Source organism: Streptomyces sp. NPDC026500, assembly GCF_055567635.1.
In genome coordinates this window covers 484,093-500,738 of sequence record NZ_JBVHQB010000002.1, presented here as the reverse complement: position 1 = coordinate 500,738, position 16,646 = coordinate 484,093, and the positions used below count along the sequence as shown (strand labels likewise).

Sequence of the window (16,646 nt, the reverse complement as noted above, 5' to 3'; positions counted from 1 at the left end):
GCCGCCTCACGCTCGTCGGCATGGCTCTGGCGGCCGGTGCCCTGCTGACCACGGCACCCGCCGACGCGAACACCACCCGGCCGGACGCCACCACACACCCCCTGGTCGTGGTCATCGACAGTCCGTGGCAGGAGATGGTCCCCATGAACAAGGTCACCCGCTCCAACGGCATCTGGGTGTCCAACGTGGAACGGGCCGACCTCACCGACGTCACCGTGACGATCGACGCTTCCGCCCTGAAAGGCGTCTCGGACGACGTGGACGTGCCCTGCGACCCCGATGGCGACCTGATCGGTGTCTGCCATGGCATCGGCCCGGTCCGGCGGGGCGTGCCCGTCCGGGTCGGAGCGGTGCGCGTCGGCCACCCGAAGATCTCAGCCACGGGCACCTCCCATCAGGTGCGGATCACAGCCACCGTCGGGGACGGCTCGCGTGGCATGCAGCGGTACACGGTCACGGTCCCGGAGACCGGGCCGACGTTCGACCGGGGGGCGAACGTCCGCGAGCGGCTCGCCCCCGGCGGGACGCTGCCGCTGCCGGGCGGCTTCACCAACTTCACCCGCACCCCTCTCCCGGCTGTCCGGGTCGAACTGACGCTCTCGTCGGGCCTGTCGCTCACTGAGCGGTTCCGTAACTGCGTGTGGGTGCGCGAGGAGAACCGCTCGACAACCGTGCGTTGCAAGGTACCGGGCCCCTTCGACCCGCTGGCCTCGTACGACCTCGATCTCGGCGCGGTACGGGCCGACGTCCACGCCATGCGGGAAGGCATCGGGTACCAAGTGAGATCGATGTCGGCCGACGACCCCCTGGTGGAGTTGCCCGAGGGCCACGAACGGATGGGCGACGGGTCCGACGAGCTGACGGCCGTCCCCCGGTCCGCCGCTCCGACGCACCTACGCACGGACGGGGATTTCTGGCAGCCACTGCACACCGCCGTCGACGTGGCCAACACCGCGGACTTCGCCGTCACCGGGGCCACCCTGCGGGGCAGGCCCGGCGAACTGGTGCGGGCGGAATTCACCGTGCGCAACCTCGGGCCCGGTTCCAGGGACGCCACGCAGAAGGAGGAGAGGACCAACTACGCCCCGTTGTGGCTGTCCGTGCCTCCGGGGGTGACCGTGGTGCACGCCCCGCCGACCTGCTTCGGGCACAAAACGAACCGGCCCTCCATTCGATACGAGGACAATGTGGGGCTGGGCAAGCCCAAGGGACGGGGTTACGGCTGCGGGGGCACCGCCGGGCAGTACCTCGCGGCCGGGGAGGAGGGGCGGTACACGTTCGAGTTCCGCATCGACTCGTCGCGGGACCCGCGGCCCGGGTACGTCACCACGATGTACCGGGAGGGAGATCCCCACCCGGAGAGCAACACGGCACGAATCGAGGTAGCGGAGCGGTAGGAGCAGCGGAGGGATCCGCGAAGCGCCGGGCCCGGCACGGCTGCCGGGCCTCCGGCCAGAAATTGCTCGGCCGCGTGGTCCCGAGGACTGCGCAGATGAATCGGCAGTCGCCGCCAGGGGTGGCGTCCGGGGCTTCCGCCGCCGTCGAGGGAGAGGCACTTGCCGCTGTCGCCGTTCACACTGGTCCAGGTCACCTCGCCGGAAACGGCCCCTTGCAGGTCAGTAAGCCAATCGTCAGCGGACGCCGCCCCCGAAGATTTCCCGGTCACCTTGCAACCCCGGGGTGGCGATGCCCCCGGTCACCTTGCAACCCCGGGTGCCGACGCCCCCTCCTAACGGGGAAGTCCGAGGCGTACGAACAGACCGGGGCACCGGGCACATCCTCGACGCAGGCGGGGTCGCCGCGCCTCCGACGACCGACTCCCGAGCGGGCCGGGAATCCTCGGGCGCTGGACCCGGAATACGCGGTCAGACCCCGGGCGTGTTCCTCGTGTGGTCGACGCTCGCTGTTCCGCCCAGTTGGATCCGTGGTCCCCGGGTGCCGGAGTGGGCCGTGGCCGTGATCGTGGCGGGGCTGCCCAGTGCGTCGCCCATGTCGATGGTCAGCTCGGTGGTGCCCTGTCCGGCCAGGTGGGCGGCCAGGCAGGCGCTGCTGTTCGCGTTGGCGATGTCCTCCGGGACGCCGATCGACGGTGCGAACATGCGGGCCGCCAGGGAGCCCGAGGGAGACGGCGGCGAGTAGACGAACGCGCCCAGCAGGCCGAAGCGGTCGCAGGCGGCGCGGAGTTGCCCGAAGTCCGGGGTGAGTGCGGCGAGCACCGTGCGGTCGGGAACGGGGACCAGGAGCCGCTCCCTTCCCATCGCCGCCACACGTACGTTCATGCCGTACGCGTCCCTGCCGGACTCGTCCGGTGCCAGGCCCAGGGCTGTCAGGGCGAGGGCGCGCTCGGTCTCCGTCGGTTCTCGCAGGGCCACGGGGCCGGGATCGAAGGCGGCGGCGAGGTGGGCCCCACGCGGTTCGGACCAGCCGTCGAAGACGCGCCTCGTTGTCCCGAGGGTCGTCCGGAGGGTGGCTCGGTAGGGCTCCGGGACACCGTTCCGCGGCGCGTGGTGGGCGAGGTACGCCAGCGCGGCGACCGTTCCGTGGCCGCAGGCCGGCAACTCCCCCTCCGCGGTGAAGAAGCGCAGGTCCACTGTCGGTTCGCGGGTCCCGCCGGGGTGCACGCGGACGTAGACGGCGTGCGAGGTGCCCGCCTCCACCGGCACCCGGCGCCGTTCCTCGTCGCTCAGGTTCAGGTGCGGCTCCTCCAGCACCACGGCGGTGGGGCTGCCGCCCGTGCCGTCGCGCAGGCAGGCATGGACGAGTGTCACGGGCGGCGGCGCGCTCATCGGCCGTGCCCCGGTCGGCGGCCGGGGCAACGGCCGGGGCGCTCGGGCAGTTCGGCGCGTCGTCCCGGCCTTCCCGGCCACTCGTATCGTCCTGACATGGGCAACTCCTCCCATCGCTCCGACCTCGGGCACCTCAGATCGCAACTCCTCCCATCGCAACTCCTCCCCTCGCTCCGACCCTCGGGCACCTCACATCGCCCCGGCCGCCCATCGGACTTCACCGGCGAAGTCCGCACACCGCAGTCACCGCCGGCTCCCCCGGCGTCTCCCGCCTCGGTCGCTTCTTGTCCTCCAGTGTGGCGTAGTCCTGCTTGTCCTCCGGTGTGGCGCAGTCCTGCCTCGCGTCCCGTACCGCGATGTGGGCGCCCTCTCCCCCGTCCTACCAACTACATTGCGCCTACGTCGAGTTCGGCTTTCAACCCGCCCGCATTGGGCTGTCCCGCCAGGGATCGGCACAGTGCCCGGACGCCGGGCGTGAGGGGCAGCGGCCGGCCCGTCGCCCGGTCCCCCGCGGGAAGGCCCGGGAGACCGGGGCGCAGCACCCTCCATCTCCCGGGCCGGCCGGCACACAGGTTCAGGACATCGGTCAGGCGGACGCCCGCTTGCGCGAGGCCGTCTTCTTCGCGGTCGTCTTCTTGGCGGCGGTCTTCTTGGCCGCCGCCGGGGAGGCGGCCGTGCCGCCGGCCGACTTCGCGGCGGTCCTGCCGGTCGTCTTCGCGGCCGTCTTCGCGGTCGACTTCCTCGCCGGCGACTTCTTCGCCGCGGTCTTCTTGGCCGCCGGCTTCTTCGCCGCGGACGTCGACTTCTTCCCGCCGACCTCCTTGGGCGCCGTACGGGCCGATCCACGGGTCGCGGTCTTGCCGGACGGCAGCCGGGTGACCTCGGCGTCCTCGCCGGTCCCGGTCTCCTCGTCGGCCTCCTCGCCCCGCGACTCCTTGGCCGCGCGCACGCTCTTCTCCAGGGCCGCCATCAGGTCCAGCACCTTGCCACCGGTCTTCTCCCCGGAGGGCGCGGCGGGTGCCTCGTGACCCTCGGCCTTGGCGGTGACGAGTTCCTCGACGGCCTCACGGTAGTCGTCGTGCAGGTCTTCGAGGTCGACCTCGCCGAGGGTGTCCATCAGGGCGTCGGCCAGGTCGAGCTCCTTGTCGCGGACCGTGACGGCGGCGTCCGGGGCGACCTCGTCGGTGGCGCGGATCTCGTCCGGCCAGAGCAGGCCGTGCATGGCGATGACGTCGTCGACGACGCGCAGCATGCCGAGCCGCTCCCGCCCGCGCAGCGCGAACTTCGCCACGGCGACCTTCTGGCTGCGTTTGAGGGCCTCGCGCAGCAGGACGTACGGCTTGGCGGCCGGGACGCCGTTCGCGGCCAGGTAGTACGCCGTGTCCATCTGGAGCGGGTCGATCCGGTCCGCCGGGACGAAGGCCACGATCTCGATGGTCCGGGCGGTCGGGATGGGCAGCGAGGCCAGATCCTCGTCCGTGATCGGGATCAGTGTGCCGTCCGCGTCCTCGTACGCCTTCCCGATCTCCGCGGTCGAGACCTCGCTGTCCTCCAGCTCGCAGACCTTGCGGTAGCGGATGCGGCCGCCGTCGTCGAGGTGGATCTGGCGGAAGGAGATCGCATGGCTCTCCGTGGCGTTCACGACCTTGATGGGGATGCTCACCAGGCCGAAGGATATGGCGCCGTTCCAGATGGATCGCACGTGCAGCACCCTTCCGATCACTTTTAGCGATTTTGTGCCGTTTTCGTGGGATTGTCATGGTATGACGCCGATCACGGAGGTGGAGGGCAGAAGGCTCGCGCTCACCAATCTCGACAAGGTCCTGCATCCGGCCACCGGCTTCACCAAGGGCGAGGTGCTGCACTACTACGCCACGGTCGCGGACGTGCTGCTCCCCCATCTGCGGGACCGGCCGGTCTCCTTCCTCCGCTATCCCGACGGGCCGGACGGGCAGCTCTTCTTCACCAAGAACGTGCCGCCCGGTACGCCCGCCTGGGTCACCACGGCCGAGGTTCCGCGCACGGAGGGGCCCGCGCGCATGGTCCTCGTCCAGGACCTGGCCTCACTCATGTGGGCGGCGAACCTGGTGACGGAGTTCCATACGCCGCAGTGGACGATCGGCACGCCCGGGATCGCCGACCGGATCGTCTTCGACCTCGATCCGGGGGCGCCGGCGACGGTCGTGGAGTGCTGCGAGGTGGCGTTGTGGCTGCGCGAGCGGCTGGCCGGCGACGGGATCGAGGCATACGCGAAGTCGTCCGGGTCGAAGGGGCTGCATCTGCTGGCCGCCGTCGCGCCGACGCCGTCCGCCGACGTCAGCGCGTACGCGAAGGAGCTGGCCGTGGAGGCGGAGAAGGCGCTGCCCCGGCAGGTCGTGCACCGGATGACGCGAAGCCTGCGGCCCGGAAAGGTGTTCGTCGACTGGAGCCAGAACGCCGGTCGCAAGACGACGGCCACTCCCTACACGCTACGGGCACAGGCGGGGCCGACGGTCTCGGCGCCCGTGACGTGGGAGGAGGTCGAGGGGTGCGGGTCGCCGGACCGGCTGGCCTTTCAGGCACCGGACATCGCGCCCCGCGTGCAGGACTTCGGCGACCTGCTGGCCCCGCTGTTCGACCCGGAGATCGCGAACCCGCTGCCATGAACAGCCCCGCGCGCGAACCCGCCGTCGTGAACAACCCCACGCGCGAACCCGCTGCCATGAACAGCCCCACGAAGGGCGCGGGCGGGCAGCGTCCGGTTCACCTTCACACCCGCAGCCAGGTGTGCCGGTCGCGGGCCATCGCGTGCAGGGCCTCGACGTCCGCCGGCTTGAGCACCCCGCCGAGCCGCGCGAGGCCCGCGAGGTCGGTGTCCTGCAGGACGCGGACCTCGCGCGGGGGCGCCGGTGTGTCGACGCGGGCGGGGCCGACCACGGCGAGGACGGCGTGGACCTCGGCCGTCAGGGCATGGGACGCGCGGCCGGCGTCGGCGCGGACCCGGCAGAGCAGCGGGCGCGGTTCGCGGCGGCCGACGGTGACCATCGGGTCGGCGATCAGGACGCGCTGCTTGCGGGCGTACAGGGCGTGTACGCAGAAGAGGCCGGCCGGGCCGATCACCAGGTGGTGGATGCGGTCGCCGCCAGGGAGCGCGACCGAGTGCAGGGTGTGCCAGCCGCCTCCCTCCAGCTGGTCGAGGGCCGCGCCGACGGCCTGCTCGGCGGCGAGCGCGCGGCGCCGCGGGTCGGGGCGCAGCCGGTGCGCCGGGCCCGGGTCACGGTCGAGGTCGATCACCAAGGCCTCGCCGGGCCGGTTCGGCGCGAGGTCGTCGTCCGGGTGAAGCGTCAGCCGGGCCAGTTCGGCCGGGGTGGGGACGGGCGGCGGCCCGACGGTCACCGGGCCTGTCAGGAACGGGCCCAGCACATCGAGCACGTCCTCGCGCCGGTCCTCGCTGAGCAGATTGACCCTGGCCGTCTCACGGTCGTACCAGGCGACGCTTCTCCCGTCGGTCAGGCACACGTACAGGCGCTCCTGTCCGTGCCGCCAGGCCGGTACGACGCGCAGTCCGTTCATGCACCATCACCCCACGACCATGGGAACAGGCGGGGTGCTCCAGGGGCAAGAACCCGGTTACCTTTGGCAGGAGTTGGGGGAGTTGGGTGGGAGGCCCCGTTGCGGACTCGTAGAAGGTATCCGGATGTTCCGGCCCCGGACAGCCCGTGGAGTGAGATCGTGCCCGGCCTGTGGATGGGCGGCCATGAGTTCGCGGGGCGCTCGGGACAGCCCGAATCCGCCGTCGTGCACGATGAGTTCGACCTGGTCCTGACCCTTCTGCGGCTGCCGGGGCACGGGCCCGACCCGGGGGTCGAGCACTATGTGTGGCCGATACCGGACGGGCCGTTGGACGGTACGCAGCTCACGGGGGTCATGCGGCTCGCGCGGGCCGCCGACGACGCGCTGGAGGACGGGCGCCGGGTGCTCGTCCGCTGCTATCACGGGTACAACCGCTCGGGGCTGGTCGTCGCGCACGCGCTCACGCTGGCGGGGCACACCGCCGAGGACGCGATACGGCTGATCAGGGCCCGGCGCTCGCCCTGGGCGCTGCACAACGAGCTGTTCGTGGAGTACCTGCGGACCGGGCTCACGACGGCGCGCCTTCTCGAAGAACTCGCCGAGTAGGGGAACAACGGCCGAGGGCCGGTGGTGCTGACCCTGGACGGCCCGGTCGTCACCGTCCGGGACCACGGAGACGGGTACCCCGACTACCTCGTGGAGCACGGGCCGCAGCGCTTCCGTACCGAGGGCGGTTCGAAGGGCCACGGACTCGGCCTGACCATCGCGCTCGGCCAGGCGGAGGTCCTGGGCGCGCGTCTGGCGTTCGCCAACGCCCCGGACGGCGGAGCGGTGGCGACGCTGACACTGGCTCAGCGCGGGCGGGAGGAGCCGGGCATCTCCGATGGCGGAGTGTGACCTGCGTTCCCCGGCTCCCGCTCCTAATCTGGCGATAAGTCAGGTTCGCCCCCTTTCCGGAGGAGCCCTCCATGTCCCTGCGGTCCACATACACCCGAATCGGTATGGCCCTCGCCGCCGGCAGCCTTGTCGCCCTCGCCGGTGCCACCCCCGCTCTCGCCGACGGCGAGGGCGGCACCGGAAGCAGCGACAATCACCAGTGGAGCAACGGTGGTGGCGACGACGGCCACCAGTGGAGCAATGGCGGCGGCGGTGGCGGCAGTGACGGCCGTGAGCAGGGCGGCGGCGGGGGCGGCGACGGCCAGACATGGACCAACGGTGGCGGCGGCGGTGACAACGGCCAGACATGGAACAACGGTGGGGGCGGTGGCAACGGCCAGACCTCGAACAGCGGTGGCGACGGCGGTGACAGTCACACGTGGAACAACGGTGGCGGAGGTGACGGCCGTGAGCCGGCGAACGGGAACGGCAGGGGCGACGGCGTCGGCCAGAACAACCCGCGCCTGTATCAGGGCAGGATCACCGCCCGCGGCGGGCTGGCCCTGCGCAGTGCCCCGACCCGCGGCAGCCAGCTGATCCGGGTCGCGCGGCAGGGCGAGATCGTCTCCATCTTCTGCAAGACCCCGGGCCAGACCGTCGAGGGCAACCCGCTCTGGTACCTCCTCACGGACGGCACCTGGGCCTGGGGCGCCGCGCGCTACATCGACAACATCGGCCCGTCCCCCCGCTGGTGCTGACACCCCCGAGGACGAACCGGACCGGACCGGCCTGTTCGTCCTCGCGCAACGGGACATCGGGTCGCCCGCTTGCTACGTTCCGGACATGATCCAGCCCGGAATGTCCGGAACGGCCGTGGCGGCGGACCCGGCCCCTCCCGCCGTACGCCTGCCCAGGCGCAGGGGCATCGAGCTCACCCTCATCGTCGTCGCCGTCCTGCTCTGCGTGTACGGCTACTGCGCTGTCGGTCTGGCCAGGAGCGGCACCGTCCCGCCCGGCGCCGCCGGTTACGGCGCCGGGCTCGGCGTGCTCGCCCTGCTCGCCCATGTCGCCGTACGCCTGAGGGCCCCGTACGCCGATCCCCTGCTGCTGCCCATCGCCGTCCTCCTCAACGGCCTGGGCCTGGTGCTGATCTACCGGCTCGACCTGGAGACCCCGGCCGACCAGGCGGCGCCCATCCAGCTCATCTGGTCGACACTCGGCGTCGCGTTCTTCATCGTCGTCGTGCTCTTCCTGCGCGACCACCGCGTCCTCCAGCGCTACACCTACGTCTCGGTGGTCGGCGCGCTCGCCCTGCTCGTCCTGCCGATCTTCTTCCCGGCGGTGAACGGCGCCCGCATCTGGATCCGGATCGCCGGATTCTCCATCCAGCCGGGCGAGTTCGCGAAGGTGCTGCTCGCGGTCTTCTTCGCCGGCTACCTCGCCGCCAACCGCAACGCGCTCGCCTACAGCGGCCGCCAGGTCTGGCGGTTCCGGTGGCTCCAGCTGCCCACCGGCCGCGTACTCGGCCCGATCGTGGCGATCTGGCTGCTGAGCGTCCTGGTCCTGGTCCTGGAGCGGGACCTCGGAACCTCTCTGCTCTTCTTCGGCCTGTTCGTGATCCTGCTCTACGTCGCGACCGGCCGCACCGGCTGGACCGCGGTCGGGCTGCTCCTGGCCTGCGTCGGCGCGGTCGCCGTCGGCCGTCTCGAACCGCATGTGCACAGCCGGGTACAGGACTGGCTGGCCCCCTTCGCGTCGATCAGCGCGGGCCAGGGCCCCAACCAACTCGCCCAGTCCCTCTTCGCGTTCGCCGCCGGCGGCATGCTCGGCACCGGCCTCGGGCTCGGGCACTCGATCCTGATCGGCTTCGCCGCCAAGTCCGACTTCATCCTGGCGACCGCGGGCGAGGAGCTCGGGCTGATCGGCCTGTCCGCGATCTTCCTGCTCTACGGCCTCCTCGTGGAACGCGGATACCGCGCGGGCCTGGCCCTGCGCGACCCCTTCGGCCGGCTGCTCGCGATCGGCCTCGCCTCGATCGTGGCCCTCCAGGTGTTCGTCATCGCGGGCGGCGTGACCGGCCTGATCCCGCTGACCGGCATGGCGATGCCCTTCCTCGCGCAGGGCGGCTCCTCGGTCGTCACCAACTGGATCATCGTGGCCCTGCTGATCCGGATCAGCGACTGCGCCCGCGGTCAGTACGACGGGACACCGGCGCCATGACCAAGTACATCCGCCGGGCCATCGGACTGTGCGCCGTGCTGCTGGTGGCCCTCCTGGTCAACGCCGCCCGCGTCCAGGTCGTCCAGGCTCCGTCGTACGACCATAACCCCGCCAACCGCCGTCTGGCCATCGCCCGTTACGGCCAGCCGCGCGGCGACATCGTCGTGGACGGCCGGACGGTCACCGGCTCCACGGACACCGGCGAGCAGCTCCGTTACGAACGGACGTACCGGGACGGCCCGTTGTACGCGCCCGTCACCGGCTTCGCCTCGCAGCTGTACGGGACGACGCTGCTGGAGGGCACCGAGGACGGAGTCCTCTCCGGTGTCGACCCGATGCTCGACCCGTTCCCCCTGCTGAACGGCCTCACCCGGGCCCGGAACCCCGGCGGAAAGGTCGTCACCACACTCAACGCGGCGGCGCAGCGCGCGGCTTATGAGGGACTCGGCCCCCGCCGGGGCGCGGTCGCCGCGATCGAGCCGTCCACCGGCCGGATCCTGGCGCTGGTCTCCACGCCGTCGTACGATCCCGCGCGGCTCTCCGGGACGGGACCGGCCGTTTCCGAGGCGTGGTCGCGGCTGAACGAGCAGGCCGACAAGCCGATGCTCAACCGGGCGATCCGGCAGACGTATCCGCCGGGGTCGACGTTCAAGGTGCTGACGGCCGCGGCGGCGCTGGACTCGGGCGTGGTGGACGATGTGGACGCGCCGACCACATCGCCGAACCCCTACCGGCTCCCCGGCACCACGACGAGGCTCACCAACGAGATCGAGGGCTGCGAGGACGCCTCCCTGCGCTACGCCTTCACCTGGTCCTGCAACACGGTCTTCGCGAAGCTGGGCGTGGACGTCGGGCTCGACGACATGACGCGGACGGCGGCGAACTTCGGCTTCAACGACCGCAAGCTGCGCATCCCCTTCTCGGTGGCACCCAGCAACTTCGATCTGCGGCTCGACAAGGCGCAGTTGGCGCTCTCCTCCATCGGTCAGTTCGACACCCGCGCGACTCCGCTGCAGATGGCGATGATCTCGGCGGCCGTCGCGGGCGACGGTTCGGTCAGGACGCCGTACCTGGTGGAGCGGACCACCGCACGAGGTGGCAGGACGCTGGCCACGACCGGCCCGCGGACCCTCCACCAGGCAATGAGCGCGTCGACGGCGGAGCGCATGCGCGAGCTGATGACCGACGTGGTGGAGAAGGGCACGGGAACCGTGGCCGCCATCCCCGGCGCCACCGTCGGCGGAAAAACCGGCACCGCCCAGCACGGCATCGGCAACTCCGGTACCCCGTACGCCTGGTTCATCTCCTGGGCCCGGGCCGACGACTCCATGCTGCCCGCGGTGGCCGTCGCGGTCGTCGTCGAGGACGCGGCGGCGGACCGGGGGGACATCACCGGCGGCGGGTTCGCGGGACCGATCGCGCGGGCGGTGATGGAGGCGGTCCTGGGGTCGTGAGGGGGGTGGGCCAGAAGTGGATGAGGGTGGAGGAGGTGAAGGAGGTGGATGAGGTGGATGAGGGGGCGCGCGAGGGGCGTTCTCTCACTGCGTGAGACGGGGGTGTGACCGTCGCCCCGGCCGACCTAGCGTTCGGCCATGACTGAGTCGACAGCCTCGTACGAGCTCGCACAGGTCAATATCGCCCGCCTCAAAGCACCTTTGGACTCACCCCGGTTGAAGGACTTCGTCGAAGCCCTCGACCCCGTGAACGCCGTCGCGGACGCGGCGGACGGATTCGTCTGGCGTCTGCAGAGCGACTCCGGCAACGCCACGGACGTTCCCGTCCTCGGCGACGACTGGCTGATCGTCAACATGTCCACGTGGCGCGACACCAACGCGCTGACGGCGTTCATGTACCAGGGCCGACACCGTGAGCTGATGGCGCGGCGCCGTGATTTCTTCGAGCGGCTGGAGGAGGCGGTGACCACGCTGTGGTGGGTCCCGGCCGGCCATCGCCCCACCGTCCCGGAGGCCGAGTCCCGACTGCTGCACCTGCGTGAACACGGGCCCACCCAGCAGGCGTTCACCTTGCGGACGTCGTTCCCTCCGGGGACGACGGAAGGGTCCTAGGGCCTGTTAGACCATTCGCGTCGGATCAGGCCGCGGCGTCCGGTGCCGTGCATCGCAAGGCGGAGGGTCGCCCTCGCACGGGGCGTACTCGGGCGTGCCCGACAACGCGGCGAGGTGCGGCCAGGCGCCGCCGGCCCGGCGGGAATCGTCGGACAGGCCCCCTAGGCGCTCCCGGGCACCGCTTCCCTACGGCGCAGCCAGTCGGCGGCGACCGCGTCGACGCCGGTGCGGGCGGCCACGATTCCGCCGGTGATCGCGCAGGTCGTGTCGACGTCGCCGAAGCCCTCGGCGGTGCTCCAGAGCGCCGCGGTCAGATCGTCGGGGTGACGGGCGGCGCACCAGACGGCGAAGGGAACGGTGTCGTCGGCCCGGATGCGCGAGCCATTGCCCAGGATGTCCGAGGCCTTCCACGGAGCGGTCGAGAAGGAGAGGTCGGCCGCCCTTTCGAGCCCGTCCCGGACGGCGCTCCGCGGGGTCGCCGACGCGACGGCCGCGAGGTCCTGCCCGCCCCGCGCGGACAACGCGGCTGCCGTCGCCACCGCGACGGCGCCCGCGATGCCCTCCGGATGCGCGTGCGTCACCTCGGCCGACAACGCGGCCTGCTCGGCGACGGCCGGCAGGCTCGCGTGGAACCACGCCCCGAGCGGAGCGACCCGCATCGCCGCGCCGTTGCCCAGGCTGCCCTCGCCGCCGAACAGTCCGCGCGCCAACTCCTGCCAGCGGTCCGGTTCCTGTAGCAGCCGGGGAAGGAGTTCGTGCATGCCGTAGCCGTATCCGCGAGCCGGGTCCGCGTCGTAGCCGAGCCCGAAGGTCTGGGCCAGCTCGGTCTGCCGGATCTCGCCGTGCTCGTCGAGGACCCGGATGATGCCGAGCGCCATCGCCGTGTCGTCGGTCCAGTGCCAGGTGGGCTCCTGCGGGGTGCACCGGGCGCGGATCTCCTCGTACGCCTGGAGCCGGTCCCTGAAGAGCGGGAACCAGCGCTCCCCGAAGGCGTCGCCGAGGGCCAGGCCTTCGAGGCTGCGCCGGGCGGCCGTGCGGTTCGGGGTGATCTGCGGGGTGATCGGCGGGGTCATGGGGTGATGATGGCGGGCGGGGTGCGGTACGGGCGAGGCGTTTTCGGCCGCGTTTCCGGGGGCCGAAAGGGCGCCCCCGGACCCCGTTGTCACGGGGTCCGGGGCTCACGGACCCCGGCGCCTACGGGATTGTGCCCTCTTCGATCACGTCCTCGATCTCCGCCACGCGTTCCCGCTCCTCGGTCGCGAACCGTTCCGCGTCCAGCTGTTCGGCGATCTCCTCGTCCTGGGCCATCAGGAGGTCCAGGTTGGAGTTGCCCATGTCGAAGACGCCCATGTCCACGTAGGCCCGCTGGAGGCGTTCGCCCCACAGGCCGATGTCCTTGACGCAGGGGACGATGCGGCTGAAGAGCAACTGTCGGAAGAGATGCAGGAATTCGGACTGCTCGCTGAACTGCTCGGCCTCCGCCTTCGGGATGCCGAAGTTCTCCAGGACCTCGACGCCGCGCAGCCTGTCCCGCATCAAATAGCAGCCCTCGATGACGAATTCCTCGCGCTCTCGGAGTTCGGCGTCGGAGAGCTGCTTGTAGTAGTCGCGCAGGGCCATGCGGCCGAAGGCGACATGGCGCGCCTCGTCCTGCATCACATAGGCCAGGATCTGCTTCGGCAGGGGCTTGTCGGTGGTGTCCCTGATCATCCCGAAGGCGGCCAGGGCCAGGCCCTCGATCAGCACCTGCATGCCCAGGTAGGGCATGTCCCAGCGGGAGTCGCGGAGGGTGTCGCCGAGAAGGGACTGAAGGTTGTCGTTGATCGGGTAGACCATGCCGATCTTCTCGTGCAGGAAGCGCGTGTAGACCTCCGCGTGCCGGGCCTCGTCCATGGTCTGGGTGGCCGAGTAGAACTTCGCGTCCAGGTCGGGGACCGATTCGACGATCCTCGCCGCGCAGATCATGGCGCCCTGTTCGCCGTGCAGGAACTGGCTGAACTGCCAGGAGGCGTAGTGCTTGCGCAGTTCGGCCCTGTCCCGGTCGGTCATCTTCGCCCAGTACGGGGTGCCGTACAGGGTCATCGCCTCGTCGGGGGTGCCGAGCGGATCGCCGGGGTCGACCTCCAGGCCCCAGTCGATGCGCTTCTGGCCGTCCCACTGTTTGTCCTTGCCCTTCTGGTAGAGGGCGAGGAGCCGGTCACGACCGTCGTCGTACTCCCAGTTGAAGCGGGCCGCCCCCGAGGCCGGTACCTGCCAGAGAGGATCTCCCGAATCCGCGGCGTACAGCTCATGCGTCGGCATACCTCGCAGGCTCACACGGGGTAGACGCGCCGTCAACAAGTCCGGCACAGGGGATTGACGAGCTTGCTGACAAGCAGTCTCATAAGTGGTGACCGCCGGTAACCCCTGAAGTGATCCCGTACGACGAGGTGGGAACAGCCATGACGACGGTGCCCGAGGCCGATGTGCTCCGTGACGCGCTCGGTCTGCTCAAGGACCGGGAGCAGGTGGCCGAGCGCCTCCTCGACTCCTCCGCCAAGCATTCCTTCGACCCCGACAAGGAGCTCGACTGGGACGCGCCCTTCGAGGAGGGCAAGTGGTTCTGGCCGCCCGAGCTGGTGTCCCTGTTCGACACCCCGCTGTGGCGGCGCATGAGCGAGGAGCAGCGGATCGCCCTCTCCCAGCACGAGGCGGCCGCGCTGGCCTCGCTGGGCATCTGGTTCGAGATCATCCTGATGCAGCTCCTGGTGCGGCACATCTACGACAAGGCGGCGACGAGCGCGCATGTGCGGTACGCGCTGACCGAGATCGAGGACGAGTGCCGGCACTCGAAGATGTTCGCCCGGCTGATCACGCGCGGGGGCACCCCGTACTACCCGGTGGGCCGGGCGCATCTCAATCTCGGACGGGTCTTCAAGACCATCTCGACCACGCCGGGTTCCTTCACGGCCACGCTGCTCGGCGAGGAGATCCTCGACTGGATGCAGCGGCTGACGTTCCCGGACGAGCGGGTGCAGACCCTCGTCCGGGGGGTCACGCGGATCCACGTGGTGGAGGAGGCGCGGCATGTCCGTTACGCCCGGGAGGAGTTGCGGCGGCAGATGACGACCGCGCCGCGGTGGTCGCAGGAGTTCACCCGGATCACCTCGGGCGAGTTCGCCCGCGTCTTCTCGGTGGCCTTCATCAACCCCGAGGTCTACACGAACGTCGGACTCGACAAGCGCGAGGCCCTGGCCCAGGTGAAGGCCAGCGGGCACCGGCGGGACGTGATGCAGACCGGGGCCAAGAAGCTGACGGACTTCCTGGACGACATCGGGGTGCTGCGGGGAGCCGGGCGGCGGCTGTGGAAGTCGTCGGGGCTGCTGGCCTGACGCGGGGCCTGCGTGGGCGGTTTCTGGCTCGGCTCGGACGCGGCTCGGAATCGGCTCGGCTCGGAATCGGCTCGGCTCGGAATCGGCTGAGGTTTCGGGGCGGGCCCGGCTCGGCTGGGGGCGCCGAGGTCCCGGGGCGGCGGGGCCGCGCCGGTACATCCGCCCGCAGCCGAACGGATCCGACCGGCGTGCCAAGTGGGCGCGCCTTGTGATCCGTCCGGCTGCGGGCATTCGATGTACCGGCACGTCCCCTCGCGTTGTTCGGCGGCTGCCGCGGGGTGGGGGCTCGTGTGCCGGCAGGCCCTTCCTCGTCCGCCCCTGGGTGGGGGTTTGGGGGCTCGCGTGCCGGGCCGGCCGTCGCTCGTCCGTCGTTGGGTGGGGGCTTGGGGCTCGCGTGCCGGGCGGGCCCGTCGCTCGTCCGTCGCTGGGTGGGGGCTTGGGGCTCGCGTGCCGGGCGGGCCCGTCGCTCGTCCGTCGCTGGGTGGGGGCTTGGGGCTCGCGTGCTGGGCGGGTCGTCGTGCGTCCGGGTTGTACGGGGATGGGTCCGGTGGGCGAGGCGGTGTCCGTCCTGCGGTGTACGAGGGGTCGTGCGGGTGGGCGGTTACGCTGCCCGTCATGACCTCGCAGGCTTCCACCCCCGCCTACCGTCGGCTCAGCGTCGAGGAGCGGCGCAGTCAGCTGCTCGAAGCCGCGCTGTCCCTGTTCGCCCAGCGGGTGCCCGAGGAGGTCTCGCTGGATGATGTGGCGGAGGCGGCCGGGGTGTCGCGGCCGCTCGTGTACCGGTATTTCCCGGGCGGCAAGCAGCAGTTGTACGAGGCTGCCCTGCGGTCCGCCGCCGAGGAGCTGGAGCACTGCTTCGCGGAGCCGCCGGAGGGGCCGCTCACCGAGCGGCTCTCCCGGGCCCTCGACCGGTATCTCGCGTTCGTGGACCAGCACGACGCCGGGTTCAGCGCGCTGCTGCAGGGCGGGAGCGTCATCGAGACCTCTCGGACCACGGCCATAGTCGACGGGGTCCGCAGGGCGGCGGCGGAGCACATTCTCGATCATCTGGCGGTGAAGGATCCCGGATCCCGGCTGCGGATGACCGTACGGATGTGGATCACGGCCGTGGAGGCCGCCTCGCTGATCTGGCTCGACGAGGACAAGGAACCGCCGCTGGACGAGCTGCGGGACTGGCTCGTCGAGCAGTTCGTGGCGGCGCTCGTGGCGAGCGCCGGGAGCGATCCGCAGACCGCGGCGGTGGTCCGGACCTCGCTGGCGATGGAGAGCCCCGACGGCATCGCGGGGGCGCTGGTCCGCCGGGTGCTGCCCGTTGTCGGGGATGCGGCCCACCTGCTGTGACACTGGTCCGGTGAAGAGCGAAGACACCCCCTTTTTCGGCGGCCCGCTGGACGGACGCGTGATGCCCGTTCTGCTCGGGATCACCGGTCACCCGCCGAAGACGTACCGGATTCCGGTGCCCGACCCGGACGGCGGCAAGCCCACCCTGCTGGTCTACCGGCGCGTCCAGGCGGCCACCAGCAAACGGCTCGGGCTCCACAAGGGGTGGAAGTACGAGTACGACCCCGAGGGCGACGCGTCGGGGCGCCGGTTCACGTTGCCCTGGTCCCCGGGCACGCACAAGCGCGGGGGCAGCGGCGGCGCCACGCCGGACGGCAACGCCGACGAGTGACCTTCTTGGGCCGAAGCGGTCACCCGGCGCGCGCGGGAGACGCCTTGGGCCGATCCTGCCGGTGCGAGACGGGTGGTCGACGGACCACCCCGGTACCGGAGGT

General features: G+C 71.2%; 15 protein-coding genes and 1 pseudogene. 11 read left to right on the top strand and 5 right to left on the bottom strand.

The features are described from left to right. Nucleotides 1-20 precede the first annotated feature (20 nt). Complete coding sequence (locus ACZ4N5_RS05310) at nt 21-1,397, top strand: hypothetical protein (protein WP_467755770.1); 1,377 nt, start codon at nt 21-23, stop codon at nt 1,395-1,397. Nucleotides 1,398-1,865: 468 nt separating this feature from the next. Here the strand turns inward: ACZ4N5_RS05310 and ACZ4N5_RS05305 are convergent, their stop codons facing one another. Next, on the bottom strand, nt 1,866-2,768 hold the full coding sequence (locus ACZ4N5_RS05305) for a PhzF family phenazine biosynthesis isomerase (RefSeq protein ID WP_467755769.1): 903 nt from the start codon (nt 2,766-2,768) through the stop codon (nt 1,866-1,868). Between the two features lie 604 nt (nt 2,769-3,372). Continuing rightward, complete coding sequence (ku, locus tag ACZ4N5_RS05300; protein WP_467755768.1) at nt 3,373-4,488, bottom strand: non-homologous end joining protein Ku; 1,116 nt, start codon at nt 4,486-4,488, stop codon at nt 3,373-3,375. A 61-nt stretch (nt 4,489-4,549) separates the two neighbouring features. Here ku and ligD point away from each other — a divergent pair, with 61 nt between their 5' ends. Continuing rightward, nucleotides 4,550-5,431 carry a non-homologous end-joining DNA ligase gene (ligD, locus tag ACZ4N5_RS05295; RefSeq protein WP_467755767.1) on the top strand — a complete coding sequence of 294 codons (882 nt, stop codon included), beginning with the start codon at nt 4,550-4,552 and terminating at the stop codon, nt 5,429-5,431. 103 nt (nt 5,432-5,534) lie between these two features. On the opposite strand, the gene ACZ4N5_RS05290 is transcribed toward ligD, so the two are convergent. After that, nucleotides 5,535-6,338 (bottom strand): nuclease-related domain-containing protein, encoded by an 804-nt coding sequence (locus ACZ4N5_RS05290; RefSeq protein ID WP_467755766.1) that lies wholly within the window; start codon nt 6,336-6,338, stop codon nt 5,535-5,537. Between the two features lie 99 nt (nt 6,339-6,437). On the opposite strand from ACZ4N5_RS05290, the gene ACZ4N5_RS05285 reads away from it, so the two are divergent. From ACZ4N5_RS05285 to ACZ4N5_RS05260, 6 genes and pseudogenes are all read left to right on the top strand, one after another. Then, complete coding sequence (locus ACZ4N5_RS05285; RefSeq protein ID WP_467755765.1) at nt 6,438-6,944, top strand: protein-tyrosine phosphatase family protein; 507 nt, start codon at nt 6,438-6,440, stop codon at nt 6,942-6,944. A gap of 6 nt (nt 6,945-6,950) precedes the next feature. Continuing rightward, a pseudogene (locus ACZ4N5_RS05280) lies at nt 6,951-7,235 on the top strand (ATP-binding protein); the annotation flags it as partial. Nucleotides 7,236-7,306: 71 nt separating this feature from the next. Next, nucleotides 7,307-7,972, top strand: a complete 666-nt coding sequence (locus ACZ4N5_RS05275; RefSeq protein ID WP_467755764.1) for an SH3 domain-containing protein — start codon at nt 7,307-7,309, stop codon at nt 7,970-7,972. Nucleotides 7,973-8,057: 85 nt separating this feature from the next. After that, nucleotides 8,058-9,434 (top strand): FtsW/RodA/SpoVE family cell cycle protein, encoded by a 1,377-nt coding sequence (locus ACZ4N5_RS05270; protein WP_467755763.1) that lies wholly within the window; start codon nt 8,058-8,060, stop codon nt 9,432-9,434. Next, nucleotides 9,431-10,888, top strand: a complete 1,458-nt coding sequence (locus ACZ4N5_RS05265) for a penicillin-binding transpeptidase domain-containing protein (RefSeq protein WP_467755762.1) — start codon at nt 9,431-9,433, stop codon at nt 10,886-10,888. The genes ACZ4N5_RS05270 and ACZ4N5_RS05265 overlap by 4 nt, the downstream gene beginning before the upstream one ends. A gap of 138 nt (nt 10,889-11,026) precedes the next feature. Next, entirely contained in the window at nt 11,027-11,500 is a 474-nt protein-coding gene (locus ACZ4N5_RS05260; RefSeq protein WP_467755761.1) for a DUF3291 domain-containing protein, read from the top strand. Between the two features lie 161 nt (nt 11,501-11,661). On the opposite strand, the gene ACZ4N5_RS05255 is transcribed toward ACZ4N5_RS05260, so the two are convergent. Both ACZ4N5_RS05255 and ACZ4N5_RS05250 read right to left on the bottom strand, forming a co-directional pair. After that, nucleotides 11,662-12,573 carry an ADP-ribosylglycohydrolase family protein gene (locus ACZ4N5_RS05255; RefSeq protein WP_467755760.1) on the bottom strand — a complete coding sequence of 304 codons (912 nt, stop codon included), beginning with the start codon at nt 12,571-12,573 and terminating at the stop codon, nt 11,662-11,664. Nucleotides 12,574-12,694: 121 nt separating this feature from the next. Continuing rightward, on the bottom strand, nt 12,695-13,801 hold the full coding sequence (locus ACZ4N5_RS05250; RefSeq protein WP_467755759.1) for a ferritin-like domain-containing protein: 1,107 nt from the start codon (nt 13,799-13,801) through the stop codon (nt 12,695-12,697). Between the two features lie 140 nt (nt 13,802-13,941). Between ACZ4N5_RS05250 and ACZ4N5_RS05245 the strand changes: the two genes are divergently transcribed. The 3 genes from ACZ4N5_RS05245 (at nt 13,942) to ACZ4N5_RS05235 (ending at nt 16,543) form a co-directional block, all read left to right on the top strand. Further along, a complete protein-coding gene (locus ACZ4N5_RS05245; RefSeq protein WP_467755758.1) occupies nt 13,942-14,871 on the top strand; it encodes an AurF N-oxygenase family protein in 930 nt (309 codons plus the stop codon). A gap of 615 nt (nt 14,872-15,486) precedes the next feature. Further along, nucleotides 15,487-16,212 (top strand): TetR/AcrR family transcriptional regulator, encoded by a 726-nt coding sequence (locus ACZ4N5_RS05240; protein WP_467755757.1) that lies wholly within the window; start codon nt 15,487-15,489, stop codon nt 16,210-16,212. Nucleotides 16,213-16,222: 10 nt separating this feature from the next. Further along, on the top strand, nt 16,223-16,543 hold the full coding sequence (locus ACZ4N5_RS05235; protein ID WP_467755756.1) for a hypothetical protein: 321 nt from the start codon (nt 16,223-16,225) through the stop codon (nt 16,541-16,543). Nucleotides 16,544-16,646 lie beyond the last annotated feature (103 nt).

Bases quoted from the DNA above. Each gene is read 5' to 3' on its own strand.
- ACZ4N5_RS05265 (WP_467755762.1), top strand. From the start codon at position 9,431: ATGACCAAGTACATCCGCCGGGCCATCGGACTGTGCGCCGTGCTGCTG.
- ACZ4N5_RS05290 (WP_467755766.1), bottom strand. From the start codon at position 6,338: ATGAACGGACTGCGCGTCGTACCGGCCTGGCGGCACGGACAGGAGCGC.
- ACZ4N5_RS05250 (WP_467755759.1), bottom strand. From the start codon at position 13,801: ATGCCGACGCATGAGCTGTACGCCGCGGATTCGGGAGATCCTCTCTGG.
- ACZ4N5_RS05240 (WP_467755757.1), top strand. From the start codon at position 15,487: ATGACCTCGCAGGCTTCCACCCCCGCCTACCGTCGGCTCAGCGTCGAG.
- ACZ4N5_RS05260 (WP_467755761.1), top strand. From the start codon at position 11,027: ATGACTGAGTCGACAGCCTCGTACGAGCTCGCACAGGTCAATATCGCC.
- ACZ4N5_RS05275 (WP_467755764.1), top strand. From the start codon at position 7,307: ATGTCCCTGCGGTCCACATACACCCGAATCGGTATGGCCCTCGCCGCC.
- ACZ4N5_RS05270 (WP_467755763.1), top strand. From the start codon at position 8,058: ATGATCCAGCCCGGAATGTCCGGAACGGCCGTGGCGGCGGACCCGGCC.
- ACZ4N5_RS05255 (WP_467755760.1), bottom strand. From the start codon at position 12,573: ATGACCCCGCCGATCACCCCGCAGATCACCCCGAACCGCACGGCCGCC.
- ACZ4N5_RS05245 (WP_467755758.1), top strand. From the start codon at position 13,942: ATGACGACGGTGCCCGAGGCCGATGTGCTCCGTGACGCGCTCGGTCTG.
- ligD (WP_467755767.1), top strand. From the start codon at position 4,550: ATGACGCCGATCACGGAGGTGGAGGGCAGAAGGCTCGCGCTCACCAAT.
- ACZ4N5_RS05310 (WP_467755770.1), top strand. From the start codon at position 21: ATGGCTCTGGCGGCCGGTGCCCTGCTGACCACGGCACCCGCCGACGCG.